We start from the raw sequence: 15732 nt of genomic DNA, 5'->3' as shown, positions 1-15732 counted from the left end.
GCGCGGCGCCTGCGATTCGATACTGCTCCGCACCCATGCGGATGCGTCATTTCCTCGACGAAAGCAGATTCTAACGAACGCCGCCGGCCGATTGGGGCATATTTTGTCCGCCGGCCCGTGCCGCGCGCGTAGCCCTGTTCCGTGTAAGGGTTAACGACGCGTGCGGCCATCCGCCCATAACATGTCGACCAGACCCTTCACGAAGGAATCCTCGATGACCTCCTCTTCAGCTTCGTCACGGCAGTCGTCCATCGATCCGGCGCTCGCCGAGCGCATCGATGCGGTCCTGTCCCGCCAGCTCGACACGCAGCGCCTCGTCGGCGCGGTGGTCCTGGTCGCGCGCGACGGCGAACTCGTCTACCGCCGCGCGGCCGGGTTCGCGGACCGCGAATCGCGCACGCCGATGCGCGAGGACACGCTGTTCCGGCTCGCATCGGTGACGAAGCCGATCGTCTCGGCGGCCGCGATGGCGCTCGTCGCGCAACGCAAGCTGTCGCTCGAGGACGACGTGACGCGCTGGCTGCCCGAGTTCCGCCCCGCACTGCCCGACGGCCGCGTGCCGACGATCACGCTGCGACAGTTGCTCGCGCATACCGCCGGCCTCGGCTATCGCTTCAGCGAGACCGACGCGAACGGCCCCTATGCGCGTGCCGGCGTCTCCGACGGGCTGGACGGCGCGACGATCACGCTCGCCGAAAACCTGCGCCGGATCGCGAGCGTGCCGCTGCAGTTCGCGCCCGGCACCGACTGGAACTACTCGCTGTCGATCGACGTCGTCGGCGCGCTGATCGAGGCCGTCTGCAGCGTGCCGCTCGCCGACGCGATCGATGCGCTCGTGCTCCGCCCGCTCGGCGCGCGCGACACGGCCTTCGTCGCGCGCGATCCGGCGCGGCTTGCCACGCCGTACGTCAACGACACGCCGCAGCCGCACCGGCTCGCCGAGAACGAGACGGTGCCCATCGACGCAGGGTTCGTCGGCGTCACGTACTCGCCGTCGCGCGCGCTCGACGCGCAGGCTTTCGCATCGGGCGGCGCCGGCATGGTCGGCACCGCCGGCGATGTGCTGACGGTGCTGGACACGCTGCGCGCGGGCGGCGGCGCCATCCTGCCCGCGGACCTCGTCGACGAAATGGGCCGCGTGCAGACCGGCGACCTCGAGCTGGCGGACCTGCCGGGCGCGAGCTTCGGGATCGGGTTTTCGGTGCTGCGCGACCCGCAGGCGGCCGCATCGCCCGAATCGGTCGGCACCTGGCGCTGGGGTGGCGTCTACGGTCATTCCTGGTTCGTCGATCGCGCACGCGGGCTGACCGTCGTGTCGCTGTCGAACACGCTCTACGAAGGAATGAACGGCCAGTACACGCTGGATCTGCGCGACGCCGTCTATGGCGCCGGCTGACCCGCACGAAAAAAAGGCCCGACACGCGTCGGGCCAACGGGTTTGAGACACAAGGAGAATCCCGCCCACAACACGACCGGGCGGTCACGCCGCGCTACACGACGTTCTTTTCGACGATCGGCCGGTTTTCCAGCACACGCGCCCAGCCGAGCGACGACAGGTCGAGCGTGTCGTAACGCCCGCCCAGAATGAGTTCACAGACGCCGCGCCCCGTCGCCGGCCCTTGCTGCAATCCGTGGCCGCTGTAACCGTTCGCGAACACGACGTTGTCGAGCGCCGGGTGATAGCCGATGATCGCGTTGTGGTCGAACACGTTGTACTCGTAGTACCCGGACCAGCAGTTCTCCACGCGCAGCGCCTCGAATTCCGGCACGCGATTCGCGAGCGTCGGCCAGATCACCTCGTCGAACAGGTCATGATCGACTTCGTCGAGCGGCAGGTCGTCCGGGTCGCGATCCGGGCTCGGCGACGTGCCGCAGATATACGTGCGCCCTTCCGGCCGGAAATACACGCCGGTCGGGTCGATCAGCAGCGGGCAATCGGCGAGCTTCGCCGGCGACGATACGTTGAAGATGCTGCGGCGCCGCGCATACACGGGAATGTCGATGCCCATCATCGACGACAGCGTGCGCGCCCATGCGCCGGCTGCATTGACGAGCGTGTCGCACGCGTAGCGCTCGCCGTCGCCCGTCACGACATGCGTGATCTTGCGCCCGTCGCGCACCACGTCCTTCACGTCGGCCGGCACGTAGCGCGCACCAAGCGCCTGCGCCTTCTTGCGCAGCGCCTGCACGAGCCCGTAGCCGTCGAACCAGCCTTCGCCGCTCGCGCCGTACGCGCCCGACACGAGATCGTCGACGTTCAGCCACGGAAACTTCGCGCGCAGCGCGTCGCGGTCCATCAGGCGGATATCGGCGCCGAGGCGCGTCTGCAGCGCATGATTCTCGCGCAGCGTCGCGTCGCCGGCCGGCGTCGCGAGGAACAGGTAGCCGCCTTCGTGCAGGTCGATCGACGGCCGGTCGCCGTCCACTTCGAGACGCTCGCCGATCGTGCGCAGGAAGTCGATGCCGAACAGCGACATCTCGATCGACAGCGGCGTCGAGAACTGCTGGCGAATCGACGCGGCCGACAGCGCCGACGACGACCGCGCATAGGTGGGGTCACGTTCGATGACGGTCACGGCGACCGTGGGATCGGTGGCGCGCAGGAAATAAGCGATCGAGCTGCCGATCACACCACCGCCGACGATGACGACTTGAGAACTCACGACTGACTCCGGTTGCACGTGAAAGGCGCAGCCCGCCGGCCGCGCCCGTAGGTTGTTCGTGCCGCGTCGCGCGCGGCCTCGCGTGGGCGGACTCCCCGGCGATCGCTTCGGCTATTTCAGCACGTCCGGCATCGCCGCGAAAGCCCGCTCGCGCGTATTGCGGTCAGTCCGACGATTGAGTCGTGACGGGCTGCCACGCGGCGTTCTTCACCTCATACAGCGTCGAGCTCGGGTTCTTCAGGTCGCCCGTGTTCGTGAACGCGATCGTGCCCGTGATGCCGTCGTAGCGCGTGCCCTTCAGCGCGCCGTTGAAATCGGCCGGCTTCGTCGAGTTCGCCTTCTGCATCGCGTTGATCGCGATCCACGTCGCGTCGTACGCGAACGGCGCGTACGCGAGCATGTCGACGCCGTACTTCTGCCTGAATTTCGTTTCGAACTGCTTGCCCTTCGCGAGACGCGACAGCGGCTGCCCGTATTCCCACACCGACGCGCCCTCGGCCGCATTGCCGGCGAGCTTGATGAAGTTCGCGTTCATCACGCCGCCGCCCGCGAGGAATTGCGCGCGGATGCCGAGCTGGCGCATGCGCTTCACGAGCATCGCGGCCTGCGCATCGAGGCCGCCGAAGAACACGAGGTCGGCATTGGTGCTCTTGATCTTCGTGAGCTGCGCGCTGAAGTCGACGGCCTTGTCGTTCGTGAACTCGCGCGCGACGATCGTGCCGCCGTTCGCCTTCACGGCCCGCTCGAACTCGTCGGCCTCGCCCTGGCCGAACGCGGTGCGGTCGTCGATGATCGCGATGCGCTTCGCCTTCGTCACGCTCGCGGCGTACGCGCCGGCGCTGCCCGCGTTCTGCGTGTCGGTCGCGATCACGCGGTACACGGTGCCGAGCCCGGCGCGCGTGATGTCGGGATTGGTCGCCGACGGCGTGATCATCGGAATGCCGGCTTTCGCGTAGATCTTCGACGCGGGCAGCGTCGTGCCCGAATTGAAGTGGCCGATCACGACGGCCACCTGCGCGTCGGCGAGCTGCTGCGCCGCCTGCACGCCGGTACGCGGATCGCTCTGGTCGTCCTGCGATGCGATCACGAACTTCACCGGCTTGCCGCCGACCGTCGTGTGCGCGGCATTCGCTTCGTCGACCGCCATGCGCACGCCGTTCTCGATGTCCTTGCCGTATGCGGCGCCGCCGCCCGTCAGCGGGCCGGCCACGCCGACCTTCACGACGGTTTCCTGCGCATGAGCCGCGCCTGTCTGGAACGCGAGGAGCGCAGCGGTCAATGCAACGCCGGAAAGCGAACGAATGCGGAACGTCATGGCAATCCTTCTTCTGTGGGTCGGGATGCAACGCGCGGCGGCCGCGCGGCGGCGACCTCTCGCGCGTCGGTGATGGCATGCGCTGCCGGGGCGTCATTCGATGCGCCAACCGGCCGGCCGATCACCGCGATTCCGTCTCCGAAGAACCTTTCATCGCGAAAGAGGTGAAGGGATTGTGGGTAGCCAATACCCGCGCAGCAAACGAAATATCGGAACTATGTTGTGAGGATTTTTCATCAAGTTCCGCGTTCGCGGGCGACCCCGCGGCCAGTACGGCGGGGGGTCGAGCGTGGAAGGCTGCAAGAGGGCGCGGCGGCGGCACCCTCGGGCAAAGGCCGGCCGTGGTCATGCCGATCGCGCATCATCGTCGCGACGACGGCCCGGCCGGCCTTTGCGACGCCCGCGGCGGGCGTCGCGTCATCGGTCAGCGCCGGTCGGTACGCACCGGCTTGCGCACCGCGTCGGCCGCCTCGCCGGCCTTCTCCTGGATCTTGCCGGCCTGCTGTTCGGCCACCCCTTCGGCTTCCGCCTTGCGGTCGCCCGTTACCTTGCCGAGCGCTTCCTTGACCGAACCCTTGACCTGTTTGAGCTTGCCTTCGATGCGATTCCTGTCCATGGTCGTCTCCTGCGATGGTGAGGGAGAACCGGCGATGCGGCGGCCCGCGCCGCCCCGCCGAGTGGACAGGATCGCAAGCGAACGCGGCGGGCGGCAGATGCGGATGCACCAGTGTGCGTGGTGCATTCGTACCGTCGGCGTCAGTCCTTGCCCTTCGTGCCGCCCTTCTCGCCGCGTGCACCGTTCGCCTCGGCCGCGCCGACGATCCCGCGCTCGCGCGCCCACACGATCGCCTCGCCGCGGCTGTGCACGTCGAGCTTCGCGTAGATCGTCGCGACGTGATTGCGCACGGTGTTCGGCGCGAGCCCGAGGCGGCCCGCGATCTCCTTGTCGGCAAGGCCGTGGCACAGCAGGTCGAATACGTCGCGCTCGCGCGCGGTCAGGTCCGACAACTGCGCGCCCGCGTCCGGCGCATTCGCGCGCCGCACGTTCGCGAGCTTCTCGATCAGCGTGCGGCTGAACCACGACGCATCCTGCATCGCGGTCTCGATCGCATAGACGAGCTCCATCTCGGTACGCTTGCGATCGCTGATGTCGAGCAGCGCGACGAGCAGGCAGTCGCGGCCGTGGATCGCGACCGGATCGGCCGACACGACGCAATCGCGCACATCACCGTCGCGCGTGCGGATCTGCACGTCGGCGTTGCGGACGTTGCCGTCGCGCGCGAGCCGGCCTTCAATGCGCTGCCATGCGCCGCGCTCGGCCCACAGCCCGATCTCGTCCGCGGATTTGCCGAGCAGCGCGTCCTGCGCATGGCCCGTCATCGCGGCGAACGCATCGTTCACGTCGAGCAGTTCGAAGCGGTCGGCCGTGACGATCGCGGTCGCGACCGGCGCCATCCGGAATGCCGTCGCGAAACGCTCCTCGCTCTGCTTCAGCGCGCGCTCGGCCTGCTTGCGCGGCTCGAGATCCATGAACGTGAACAGCATGCACGCCTCGCCGTTCATGTCGATCGGCTGCCCGGCGACGACCACCGCCTTCGTGCTGCCGTCCGCGAGTTTCAGCACGGCTTCCATCTGCGGGATCGTCGCGCCTTCGCCGAGCCGTTCGATCGCCAGCTCGCGCCGCTCGGCCTGTTCGAGCACGTCGACCTCGTACACCGAGCGGCCGAGCACGTCGTCGCGCGCGTGGCCCGTCATGTCGAGGAAGCCCTGGTTGACCTTCACGTAGCGCAAGTCGTCGAGCCGGCAGATCACGGCCGGCGCCGGGTTGGCGTTGAAGGTGCGCTCGAAGCGCTCCTCGGCGCTCGCCCATTCGGTCGCATCGTGCAGCACGAGCGCGAGGCAGTCGGGTTCGCCGGCCGCGTTCGTCAGCACGAGGCTGCGAATGCGGTGCACCCAGCTCACGGTTTCGTCGGCGGCCGATTCGACTTCGACCGTCACGTCGCTGAACTCCTCGCCGGCGATCACGCGATCCATCGGATAGTGGCCGTCGCGCACCGGATGGTTGTTCCGGTAGCGCAGCCGGAAGCGCTCGCGGTATTCGGTGACGTCCGCGCCGAGCGCGGCCAGTTCGGTCACGCCATGCATCGCGAGCGCGGCCTCGTTCGCCCAGACGATCCGCTGGTCGGGCTCGATCAGGATCACGCCTTCGGTGAGCCCCGCGATGATCTGGTGCAGCTGGCGCCGGTCGGTGTGCGACTTGAGCGCCTGTTCGTCTACTTGTTCGTTCATCGAGTCGTTGTCCCTGTCGTCAACATGACCGCCCGCCGATTGCCCCGTTACGCCGCACGCCCCGGCCGGCGCGTGCGGTGATGATCGCGTACCGCGCGAGGACGCGACAGGCGCGAATGCACTACCTCCAATAGTACATTCGCATGCCGCATCGGCACCGTGCGGTGTCCCGCCCAACGGCACGGCAAGGCCCTCGCGCCGGTGCCCGCGCGTTGCCCGGGTCGTGATGCATTCCCCGTTCCTGCCCGCCCGTGCCATTCCCGGTGCAAACGCACTAGCCGATCCGGTGAATTTGCGCGATGTCCGCTCGCGTTCGCGTCGGTACGCTGGTACTGCATCGGCGCTCATGCGCTGCCCTTTCACACCGCAGAGGAGGACAACCGGATGAAGCTGCATCAGACACCCGATCCGACGCGGCCCGAGCCGGCCCCGGACGCTCCGCCCGAACCGCCGCCCGGCACCGATCCGCCGGTGCCGCTGCCGCCGGACCTGCCGCGCCCGGACATGCCGCCGCGCGAGCCCGGCTACGACACGCCGATCGCCCGGTAACCCGCGGCACGCTCCGTGCTCGTCGATCCATTCATTCAACACGCCCATCGAAGGAGAACATCCATGAACAAGACCTCGCACCTTTCGACGCTGCTCGCCGTCAGCGCGGCCTTCCTGCTGTCCGCCGCGCCGCTCACGAACGCGCATGCCCAGGCCTCGTCGGCCGACAGCGGCATGGCGACCGAATCGAACCAGCCCGTCACCGACACGTGGATCACGACCAAGGTGAAGGGTGAACTCGCGACCACCGACGGCGTGAAGAGCACCGACATCAGCGTGAAGACGGTCGACGGCGTCGTCACGCTCACGGGCGTGCTGCCGACCAAGACGGCCGTGAAGAAGGCCGTCGCCGTGACGCGCGCGATCAAGGGCGTGAAGCACGTCGACGCATCCGGCCTGAAGGCGAAGGCCTGACCTCCCGCGCGGCGGCTGCCGCGCTCCCCCCGCAGTTTTCCCATCACGACCAAGGAGCACACGATGAACGAGGACAAGATCAAGGGCCAGTGGAAGCAGTTGACCGGCAAGCTGAAGGCCAAGTGGGGCAAGCTGACCGACGACGATCTCGCGGTAGCCGAAGGCAATCGCGACTACCTGGCCGGCAAGATCCAGGAACGTTACGGGATCGCCCGTGATGAAGCCGAAAAGCAGTTGAAGGATTTCGATCGCGAGCTGTAACGCATCCGGCAATTTCACCCGCCGCGGCGCCGATGGCGTCGCGGCCATTCAGGACAACGATATGGGTAAATACCTGATCGCCTGGCTGCTCGGCGTGCCGTTCGGGCTGCTGGTGCTGTTCTATCTGATCACGCACGTCTTCTGACGGCGCGGCGCCCGGCACGCGCCCGCCGCCTTCGCGGCACACACCTCCCCTTCGACGACACGACCGACGGCCACGGACGGCTTCGCCGCACGACCGTCGACGCGCGCCGACGCTGCATCGCGAGCCCCCCAACGCAGATCGGGCAGGACGCATGCACGTCCTGCCCGACCGGTTCGTCGCTTCCGCCGCGGTGCCGCGTTACTTCGCCGCGTTCGCCGTCATCTTGAAGATGCCTTGCGCGTTGCCCGCATCGAAACGCAGGTCGGTCACCCAGCGGCGCGCGCCCTGGTCGAACGTGCGCTTGCGCGTGATGAACTCGTAGAACGAGCCCGGCACGTTGCGCTTCACCGTGCCGCCGTCGCGGGTGCGGAACTCGCGCTCGACGGTGTCGGCGCGATACGCGGTCTGGAACACGCGGCCCGAGCGCGAACGCTCGACTTCCGGCTTCATCGGGCGGCCCTTCGCCTTCTCGTCGTCGGACAGCTTGAACACGTCGGCGACACGGTCGGTCGCGTGGTTGAACGCGTTGCCTTCGGTCGCGATCCACGCCATTTCCGCCGATTCCATCAGCAGCGTTTCATAGTCGAGTTCGTTCGGCACGTCGTGCTGGCGCGCGAACGCGCCGACGATTTCCGGCAGCAGCGCCTGCGCGGCGTCCAGCGGCAGCCAGCCTTCGCGCTCGACCTCCCACAGCAGCGCGACGGCCGCCGGCGACAGCGGATCGCGCGACGAGCTGACGACGTTCGTCACGGCCTGCTGGAACTCCTTCGAGAAACGTTCCGGATGCAGTTCGCTGACGAAGAACTGCGCGATTTCGTCCGGCGCGTCTTCGTGCGCGTACGCGCGGCCCGTCATGCCGAGCTTGTCGAGCGGGTAGCGGCCGTTCAGGCGGAACCCGAGCGGACGCAGGATGCGCGTGAACGCGGCTTCGCCCGGCGGCAGCGCGCCCGTGTGCGGCCAGCGCACCGTGCGCAGCGCGCCGTGGTCGAAATAGACCGAGCCGCCGCTTTCGATCGCTTCGGCCGTGTAGGCGCGGCCGTTCGCCGAACGTTCGAGCAGCCCTTCGAACAGCGCCATGTTCATCGCCTGCGCGATTTCCGCGCGCGTCACGACGCCGTCTTCCCATTCTTCGAGGATGGCCGGCATGTTCAGGGTCGAGAACAGGGCGTCGGTCTTCGCCTGTCCCAGCAGCTTCGTCAGCAAGCTCTCGATATTCGGATTGCGCATCAGGATTCTCGTCTCGGGGGACCGCCGGCAAACGTGCCGGCAACTCGTCGGCCGGCCGCCCGGCGGGCGCCTGACCTTGCGTGGGGAGCATTATTCAAAGGGTTGCAGCCGGGCGTAAAGCGAGATTAAATTGACACGTGATGAGTTTTTGGAATTATTACCTGTCCCCCGCCCGCCTTCCGCCCTCGCGCGGCGCGGCCCCGTTCGTCAGACGAAACGAGCATCATGCGTAAATTCAAGATTCCCAACATGGGCGCGCTCGTGGCTTTCGAAGCCGCCGCGCGCCACGAGAGCTTCACGCACGCGGCCAAGGAGCTGTTCCTGACCGAAAGCGCGGTGTCGCGCCAGATCGCGACGCTCGAGGCCAGCCTCGGCGTGCGGCTGTTCGCCCGGGTGAAGCAGCGCGTCGTGCTGACGCGCGCCGGCAAGCTCTACGGCACGCAGGTGCGACGCGCGCTGGAAACGCTCGACCGCGACACGCTGTCGATCATCGCGCACGGCAGCGGCGGCGGCTACCTGGAGCTCGCGGTGCTGCCGACCTTCGCATCGCACTGGCTGATCCCGCGCATCAAGAGCTTCTACGACCGCACGCCCGACGTGCGCGTGAACATGGGCAGCCGCACCGACCTGTTCTCGTTCGAGGACACGCACTTCGAGGCCGCGATCCACTACGGCAAGCCGACCTGGCCCGGCACCTCGTCCGACTACCTGTTCGGCGAGGAGGTCGTGCCGATCTGTTCGCCCGCGCTGCTCGACGGGCCGGTCGAGCGCGTCGAGGATCTGCTCGCGTATCCGCTGCTGCACTCGACCACGCGCCCCGGCGCGTGGGCGCAGTGGTTCGAGACCCATGGCGTCGAGGACATCCGCACGATGCAGGGCGTGCGTTACGAACTGCATACGATGCTGATCAGCGCGGCCGCGGCCGGGCTCGGCATCGCGCTCGTGCCGAAGTTCTTCGTCGAGGAACAGCTGCAGCAGCTCGGCCTGGTCGTGCCGTGCGACGCCGCGACGGTCGGCGATTCGGCGTACTACCTCGTGTATCCGACGGAATTCAGCCACAGCAAGCCGCTGGAGCTGTTCCGCGGCTGGCTGCTCGAACAGGCGAGCGCGTATGCGGCGCCGGCGCGCGCGGAGGAGATGGACGATACGGAGGACGACGAGGACGACGAGGACGTCGAATGACGGCGCCGCCGGCAACCTGCCAACCGGCGCCGCGAGCGTCGGCAACGAGATGCAGGCCGTCCTGACGAAGGCCTGCATCGCTCACCGCAAGCGCGTTACATGTGCCATTTCACCGTGGCGGTCAGCGTGCGCGGATCGCCGGGCATGTTGTACAGGTCCGCATTGCCGTGCGCGGCGATGAAGTAACGGCGATTGAACAGGTTGTCGAGCGTGAGCGTCACGTCGACCTTCTTGCTGCGATACCCGGCGCCCAGGTTGAACACCGTGAACGACGGCAGCGTGACGAGATCGCTCGCCGACGCATAACGTGCCGACTGGAACTGCATGCCGGCCGCCGCGTAGAAGCCGTACGGCAGCTCGCGCTTCAGCCACAGGCTCGCGCTGTGGCGCGGCATCAGCCCCGGCGTGTTGCTCGACAACGCGAGGCCGGCCGCCGTCGATTGCGGGGAACCGTCGACCGTGCCGTTCAGGTACGCGTAACCCGCATACACCGACCACTTCGGCGCGATCTCGCCGGTCAGGCCAAGCTCCATCCCGCGCACGTGCTGCGTGCCGATCGGCAGCGCATAACCGGGGTTCGCCGGATCGCCGATCTGCTGGTTGGTCTGGCGCATGTCGAACAGCGCGACGCTGGCAGTCGCCTTGCCGCCGAGATCGAACCGCGAGCCGACTTCATACGCGGTGGTCTTCTGCGGCGCGAGCGCGGCGCCGTTCGCGAACGCGCCGGAGCTGATCAGCGTATCGGCGAGCGGCGAGAACGACTGGCTGAACGATCCGTACAGCGTCAGCCAGTCGAGCGGCTCGTAGATCAGCCCGACACGGGGGCTCCACGCGTGATCGGTGCGGTCGAGATTGACGTTCGACGACGTATAGTCGTGGCGGATCTGGTTCAGGTAGTCGAAGCGCAACCCGGCGAGCACCTTCCAGTGCTCGGTCAGCGAGATCAGGTCCTGCGCGTAGACGCCCGCGAGCCCGACGACGGTCGACGCGTTCGTCTTCGCCCGCGCGCCGGTCGGCACGCCGGGCAGGACCACCTGTTGCGGATCGAAGAGATCGTAGGTCGCGACCTTTGTCACGCCGTAGATCGTGTCGAACTTCTGCTGCTGCGACAGTTCGAGCCCGTACAGCAGCTCGTGGCGCATGCCGAACAGCGACGTCTTCTGCGTGAGTTCGAACAGGCCGTCGATGCCGTGATCGGTACGCTGGCGCGTCGACTGGTCGAGCGTGACGACCGGGTGCGCGGCCGTCTTGATCGGCTCGTACGTCACGTAGTTCTTGCGCTCGAGCGAGAAGTCGTACGCGCGGATCGCGCCGTGGAACGACAGCGAATCGTTGAAACGGTGATCGAGCGACACCGTCGCGCTCTTCGCGGAGACGTCGTTGTACGAGCTGTTCGCCGCGTCGGCCGAACCGTAGTACGTGTTGATCGGCACGTCCACCGGCCGGCCGCGATACGCGGGCAGGCCCTGGTCGGACGTGCGGCGGTCGTGCAGATAGTCGAATTCGACGTTCAGCACGGTGTCGCTGTCGAGCTTGAATTGCGCGGACGGCGCGATCGCCTGCCGGTTCAGTTGAAACTGGTCGCGAAAGCTGTTCGAGTTCTCGGCCGCGCCGGTGATGCGAAAGCGCGCCGCGTCGTTCGCGTTCCAGCCGAGGTCGAATTCGCCGCGCCGCTCGCCGCGCGTGCCGAGCGTCACGCCCACGTCGTTCACCGGGTTCGCCAGCGGCCGCTTCAGCACGCGGTTCACGATGCCGCCCGCCGAGCCGCGCCCGTACAGCACGGCCGCCGGCCCCTTCAGCACCTCGACGCGATCGACGTTCGACAGGTCGCGGTAGTACAGCGCGTCGTCGCGAATGCCGTCGACGTACTGGTCCGTGATGCTGTTGAAGCCGCGGATCGTGATCTGGTCGCGCTGGCCGTCGCCGACCGAGAAGCCGACGCCCGGCACGTTGCGCAGCGCGTCCTGCAGCGACGTCGCGTTCTGGTCCTCGATCACCGCGTGCGGGACGACGTTCACCGTCTGCGGCACGTCCATCAGCGACATGTCGGTCTTGGTCGCCGCGCGCGAGTGGCCGCCGTCGTACGACGCATGCTCGGCGGCCGCGTTGACGGAAATCGCGGGCAAGGTGGCCGCGGCATCGCTCGCCTGGGCGAACGCGGTGCGGGCGCCGGCCAGCGACGCGGCGATCAGAAGCGCATGGCAGGCGCTCTTGTTGAGTTTCATCGTGAACGTAGGGGTGGTGAAGAAAAACGGCGAACGGAAACGTGTCCGGTCAACGCGCGCGTCACGCGGCGAATCGGCCGACGACACCCTTTTCCGTGAAGAAGGCTGTGGCGCGCGGAGGATCGCCCCGTCGCGCATGCCGGCCGCGAATGGCCGGCGCGGGTGGATGCCGGCCGGCACGACCGGCACGAAAGAGCCGTGACGCGATGTCATGGCTCGTAACGGAGCGAAATATTAAACGAGAATGATTCGTGTTTTTAATTAATTTTCGACGTGTCGCCTGCCCACAACGTGCGCCTGCTTAACGCTCTGCATTCCCGACAAATGCCTTTCATTTTTGTAGATTTGACCGGCCTTTTCGTAATAAAAACGAAAGACCAGGATTGGCCGCGCCGGGCGGAAACGATCAGGGGGAAGGCGGGATTCGGGAAGCGACGGCGGAGAGACTGGGGAGGATTCCGAAGGATCTGGCCACGCAGGCAGCACGCATGCAAAAGTCCGGTGCGCGCCGGACCGGGCAACCCCGACCCGGCGCTCCGGGCAGCCGACCTCGCATCGGCAACGCGGCGGACCTACTTCCGTTCTTCACTCCGTCTGCTCTCAGGCTCACTTCATTATTTTCTTCGCCGCGCCGCGCCATTATCCGCTCAATTCGGTCGAAGTGAAACGTTTGCGAATGCACCCTGCACGTTATACCGGCCATTCGGCAACAATCTTTCCAAATACTTACAGCCTCCGTCATGCCGTTCGGCGATTCTTGCATTCACGACGGCGTTCCTTTTTAATGGAACTGGTTCCATTCATTGATTCGGCCAGGTTTCCGCGTGACGCGCCGTCGCGTGCGCGTCATCATGCCGATTCAGGATCGAGGATCATTCAGCTCAGGATTCGCATCACCCGTCCTTCCCGGACACCCCGTCAAACGAGACCGTCATGCCCGATTCCGCCTCCCTGCAGCAGCTGTTTCCCGCCTATCAGGACATCCCCGCCGAGTTCCGGCTCTCCGCCCCGATCCACCAGCGCGTGTCGCTCGTCGACGGCGCACTGCGACCGTGGGACGGCGCGACCAAGACCGTGCTGTCGCCCGTATGCGTGCGGCAGGCGGACGGCAGCGTCGAGCAGGTCGAGATCGGCAGCTACCCGGTGATGGGCGAAACGGAAAGCGACGCGGCGCTCGACGCCGCGGTGCGCGCGTACGATGCCGGCCGCGGCGAGTGGCCGACGATGAAGGTCGAGCAGCGCATCGCGTGCATGCAGGACTTCATCAAGCGGATGGTCGCGCAGCGTGAACTGGTCGTGAACCTGATCATGTGGGAGATCGGCAAGAGCCTCGCCGATTCGCAGAAGGAGTTCGACCGTACCGTCACGTACATGACGCAGACGATCGATGCGCTGAAGGAGCTCGACAACGCGAACTCGCGCTTCGTGATCGCGGAAGGCACGATCGGCCAGATCCGCCGCACGCCGCTCGGCGTCGTGCTGTGCATGGGCCCGTACAACTATCCGCTGAACGAGACGTTCGCGACGCTGATCCCCGCGCTGCTGATGGGCAACACCGTGGTGTTCAAGCCGCCCCAGTACGGCACGCTGCTGTTCGAACCGCTGCTCGAGGCGTTCCGCGACGCGTTCCCGAAGGGCGTGATCAACACGATCTACGCGCCGGGCGCGGTGGTCGTGCCGCACATGCTCGCGTCGGGCAAGATCAACGTGCTCGCGCTGATCGGGTCGAGCAAGGTCGCCGATCACCTGAAGAAGCAGCACCCGAAGTCGCACCGGCTGCGCGCGATCCTCGGCCTCGACGCGAAGAACGCCGCGATCGTGCTGCCCGACGCCGATCTCGACCTGACCGTGAAGGAGTGCCTGCTCGGCGCGCTGTCGTTCAACGGCCAGCGTTGCACCGCGCTGAAGATGCTGCTCGTGCATCGCTCGATCGTCGACGAATTCCTGAAGCGCTTCACCGCGGCGCTCGAACAACTGAAGATCGGCATGCCGTGGGAGAAAGGCGTCAGCATCACGCCGCTGCCGGGCATGCATCGCACGGCCTACATGACGGACGCGATCGACGATGCGAAGGCGAAGGGCGCGCAGGTCGTCAACCATTCGGGCGGCGAGTTCAGCAAGACGCTGTTCTATCCGGCCGTTGTGTATCCGGTGTCGGAAGGGATGAAGCTGTACCGCGAGGAGCAGTTCGGGCCGATCATTCCGGTCGCGCCGTTCGACGACGTCGACACCGCGCTCGACTACGTGACGACGTCGGATCACGGCCAGCAGGTCAGCATCTTCGGCTCCGATCCGGCGCAGATCGGCGCGCTCGTCGATCCGCTCGTGAACCAGGTGTGCCGCGTGAACATCAACTGCCAGTGCCAGCGCGGGCCGGACGTGTTCCCGTTCGCCGGCCGCAAGGATTCGGCCGAAGGCACGCTGTCGGTGAGCGACGCGCTGCGCGCGTTCTCGATCCGCTCGATGGTCGCCGCGAAGCAGACCGACAGCAGCAAGCAGCTGCTCGATTCGATCGTGTCGGATCACCACTCGAAGTTCATCAACACGGGCTTCATTTTCTGAAGCCGGGTTGATCGACGTCGGAGCCTCCGTCGCGCGCCCGCGCGGCGGAGGATGACAGTCCCTGCCGCGCGGCTAGACGTTCGACGCCAGCAGCCGAACCCCCGCCACGCCGAACACGACGGCCAGACACGCGTCCATCGCGCGCCGGCCGCGCACGTACAGCCGGCGCGCGCCGTCCATCGAGAACACCAGCGCATAACCGCCGAACACCAGGCAGCCGATCGCGAGGCAGCCCGGCACGACGGCGCCGTGCGACGCCCCCGCGCCGTTCGACGACAGTGCGACGATCGATACCCACACGAGAATCGCCTTCGGATTGGTCAGGTGCAGCATCGCGCCCCGCACGTAGAAGCGCGACAGCCGCTGCTCGCGCGCCGCGTTCACCGCCGCGGCCGCCGGCCCGGACAGCGCCGTGCGCCCCGACTTGAACGCGAGCCACAGCAGGTACAGCCCGCCGAAAATCTTGATCGCGACCAGCAGCTTCGACCACGCGAGCAGCGCGGCCGACACGCCGAGCGCCGCCACCGTCGCCCAGCACATCGACCCTGAAATGACGCCGAGCGCGAACACCAGCGCCGCCTTGCGGCCCTGGTTCGCGGCCACCGACATGATCGCCAGGTTGCTCGGCCCCGGGCTGGCCGTGCCGATGAAGTAAGCCGTATAGGCGAGCAGCAGGTTGGCCGAGAAGAAGGCGTGGACGCTCATGTCGAACCTCGCAGGGATGATCTGGAGATTGTTGGCAAACGCGCGCCGTCTGCCCATGGACAATTGGTCGCCCTTTCGCTGGGCCGGTTCGGCGGCCGGGCAAGCGATCGCCGCTCGCGCAAGCGTCTCGGTTTTGAAACACCCGGCGCATGCGCGGCCCGCTTGCGCCGCTCGGCGCCGGGCGCCGCGTTCCGG

The 15732-nt window shown here is 67.1% G+C and carries 14 protein-coding genes; 7 read left to right on the top strand and 7 right to left on the bottom strand.

The features are described 5' to 3' along the window. The first annotated feature begins 214 nt into the window (after positions 1-214). Positions 215-1396 (top strand): serine hydrolase domain-containing protein, encoded by a 1182-nt coding sequence (locus HWX00_RS08210; RefSeq protein WP_175027097.1) that lies wholly within the window; start codon positions 215-217, stop codon positions 1394-1396. 94 nt (positions 1397-1490) lie between these two features. On the opposite strand, the gene HWX00_RS08205 is transcribed toward HWX00_RS08210, so the two are convergent. From HWX00_RS08205 to HWX00_RS08190, 4 genes are all read right to left on the bottom strand, one after another. Next, a complete protein-coding gene (locus HWX00_RS08205; protein WP_049036133.1) occupies positions 1491-2663 on the bottom strand; it encodes an NAD(P)/FAD-dependent oxidoreductase in 1173 nt (390 codons plus the stop codon). Positions 2664-2826: 163 nt separating this feature from the next. Further along, entirely contained in the window at positions 2827-3978 is a 1152-nt protein-coding gene (locus HWX00_RS08200; RefSeq protein WP_175027096.1) for a branched-chain amino acid ABC transporter substrate-binding protein, read from the bottom strand. 424 nt (positions 3979-4402) lie between these two features. Further along, a complete protein-coding gene (locus HWX00_RS08195; RefSeq protein WP_034188432.1) occupies positions 4403-4594 on the bottom strand; it encodes a CsbD family protein in 192 nt (63 codons plus the stop codon). 140 nt (positions 4595-4734) lie between these two features. Beyond that, positions 4735-6267: a helix-turn-helix transcriptional regulator gene (locus HWX00_RS08190; protein WP_034188433.1), complete on the bottom strand. Its 1533-nt coding sequence runs from the start codon at positions 6265-6267 to the stop codon at positions 4735-4737. A 384-nt stretch (positions 6268-6651) separates the two neighbouring features. Between HWX00_RS08190 and HWX00_RS08185 the strand changes: the two genes are divergently transcribed. The 3 genes from HWX00_RS08185 to HWX00_RS08175 all read left to right on the top strand — a co-directional run bounded on the left by HWX00_RS08185 (position 6652) and on the right by HWX00_RS08175 (position 7491). Further along, positions 6652-6816 carry a hypothetical protein gene (locus HWX00_RS08185; protein ID WP_167361896.1) on the top strand — a complete coding sequence of 55 codons (165 nt, stop codon included), beginning with the start codon at positions 6652-6654 and terminating at the stop codon, positions 6814-6816. Between the two features lie 63 nt (positions 6817-6879). Continuing rightward, positions 6880-7230, top strand: a complete 351-nt coding sequence (locus tag HWX00_RS08180) for a BON domain-containing protein (RefSeq protein WP_034188434.1) — start codon at positions 6880-6882, stop codon at positions 7228-7230. A gap of 63 nt (positions 7231-7293) precedes the next feature. Then, positions 7294-7491 carry a CsbD family protein gene (locus tag HWX00_RS08175; protein ID WP_034188435.1) on the top strand — a complete coding sequence of 66 codons (198 nt, stop codon included), beginning with the start codon at positions 7294-7296 and terminating at the stop codon, positions 7489-7491. A gap of 343 nt (positions 7492-7834) precedes the next feature. Here the strand turns inward: HWX00_RS08175 and HWX00_RS08170 are convergent, their stop codons facing one another. Further along, entirely contained in the window at positions 7835-8863 is a 1029-nt protein-coding gene (locus HWX00_RS08170) for a DUF1338 domain-containing protein (protein ID WP_034188436.1), read from the bottom strand. A 225-nt stretch (positions 8864-9088) separates the two neighbouring features. Between HWX00_RS08170 and HWX00_RS08165 the strand changes: the two genes are divergently transcribed. Continuing rightward, positions 9089-10045, top strand: a complete 957-nt coding sequence (locus tag HWX00_RS08165; RefSeq protein WP_059559810.1) for a LysR family transcriptional regulator — start codon at positions 9089-9091, stop codon at positions 10043-10045. A gap of 95 nt (positions 10046-10140) precedes the next feature. On the opposite strand, the gene HWX00_RS08160 is transcribed toward HWX00_RS08165, so the two are convergent. After that, on the bottom strand, positions 10141-12270 hold the full coding sequence (locus HWX00_RS08160; protein WP_049036145.1) for a TonB-dependent receptor: 2130 nt from the start codon (positions 12268-12270) through the stop codon (positions 10141-10143). Here HWX00_RS08160 and HWX00_RS08155 point away from each other — a divergent pair. Next, positions 12260-12472, top strand: a complete 213-nt coding sequence (locus tag HWX00_RS08155) for a hypothetical protein (protein ID WP_124608118.1) — start codon at positions 12260-12262, stop codon at positions 12470-12472. The genes HWX00_RS08160 and HWX00_RS08155 overlap by 11 nt on opposite strands. 731 nt (positions 12473-13203) lie before the next feature. Next, the gene (locus tag HWX00_RS08150; protein ID WP_034188439.1) at positions 13204-14832 is read left to right on the top strand and encodes an NADP-dependent glyceraldehyde-3-phosphate dehydrogenase; all 1629 of its coding nucleotides are present in this window, start codon (positions 13204-13206) and stop codon (positions 14830-14832) included. Between the two features lie 72 nt (positions 14833-14904). Here HWX00_RS08150 and HWX00_RS08145 read toward each other — a convergent pair whose 3' ends face one another. Beyond that, the gene (locus HWX00_RS08145) at positions 14905-15537 is read right to left on the bottom strand and encodes a LysE family translocator (RefSeq protein ID WP_175027095.1); all 633 of its coding nucleotides are present in this window, start codon (positions 15535-15537) and stop codon (positions 14905-14907) included. Positions 15538-15732 lie beyond the last annotated feature (195 nt).

The sequence above is a fragment of the Burkholderia seminalis DSM 23518 genome (assembly GCF_902832885.1).
In the GTDB taxonomy this organism is placed as follows: Bacteria; Pseudomonadota; Gammaproteobacteria; order Burkholderiales; family Burkholderiaceae; genus Burkholderia; species Burkholderia seminalis.
Note: the sequence above shows the minus strand (reverse complement) of the source record. Positions and strands in the feature narration are given on the sequence as shown.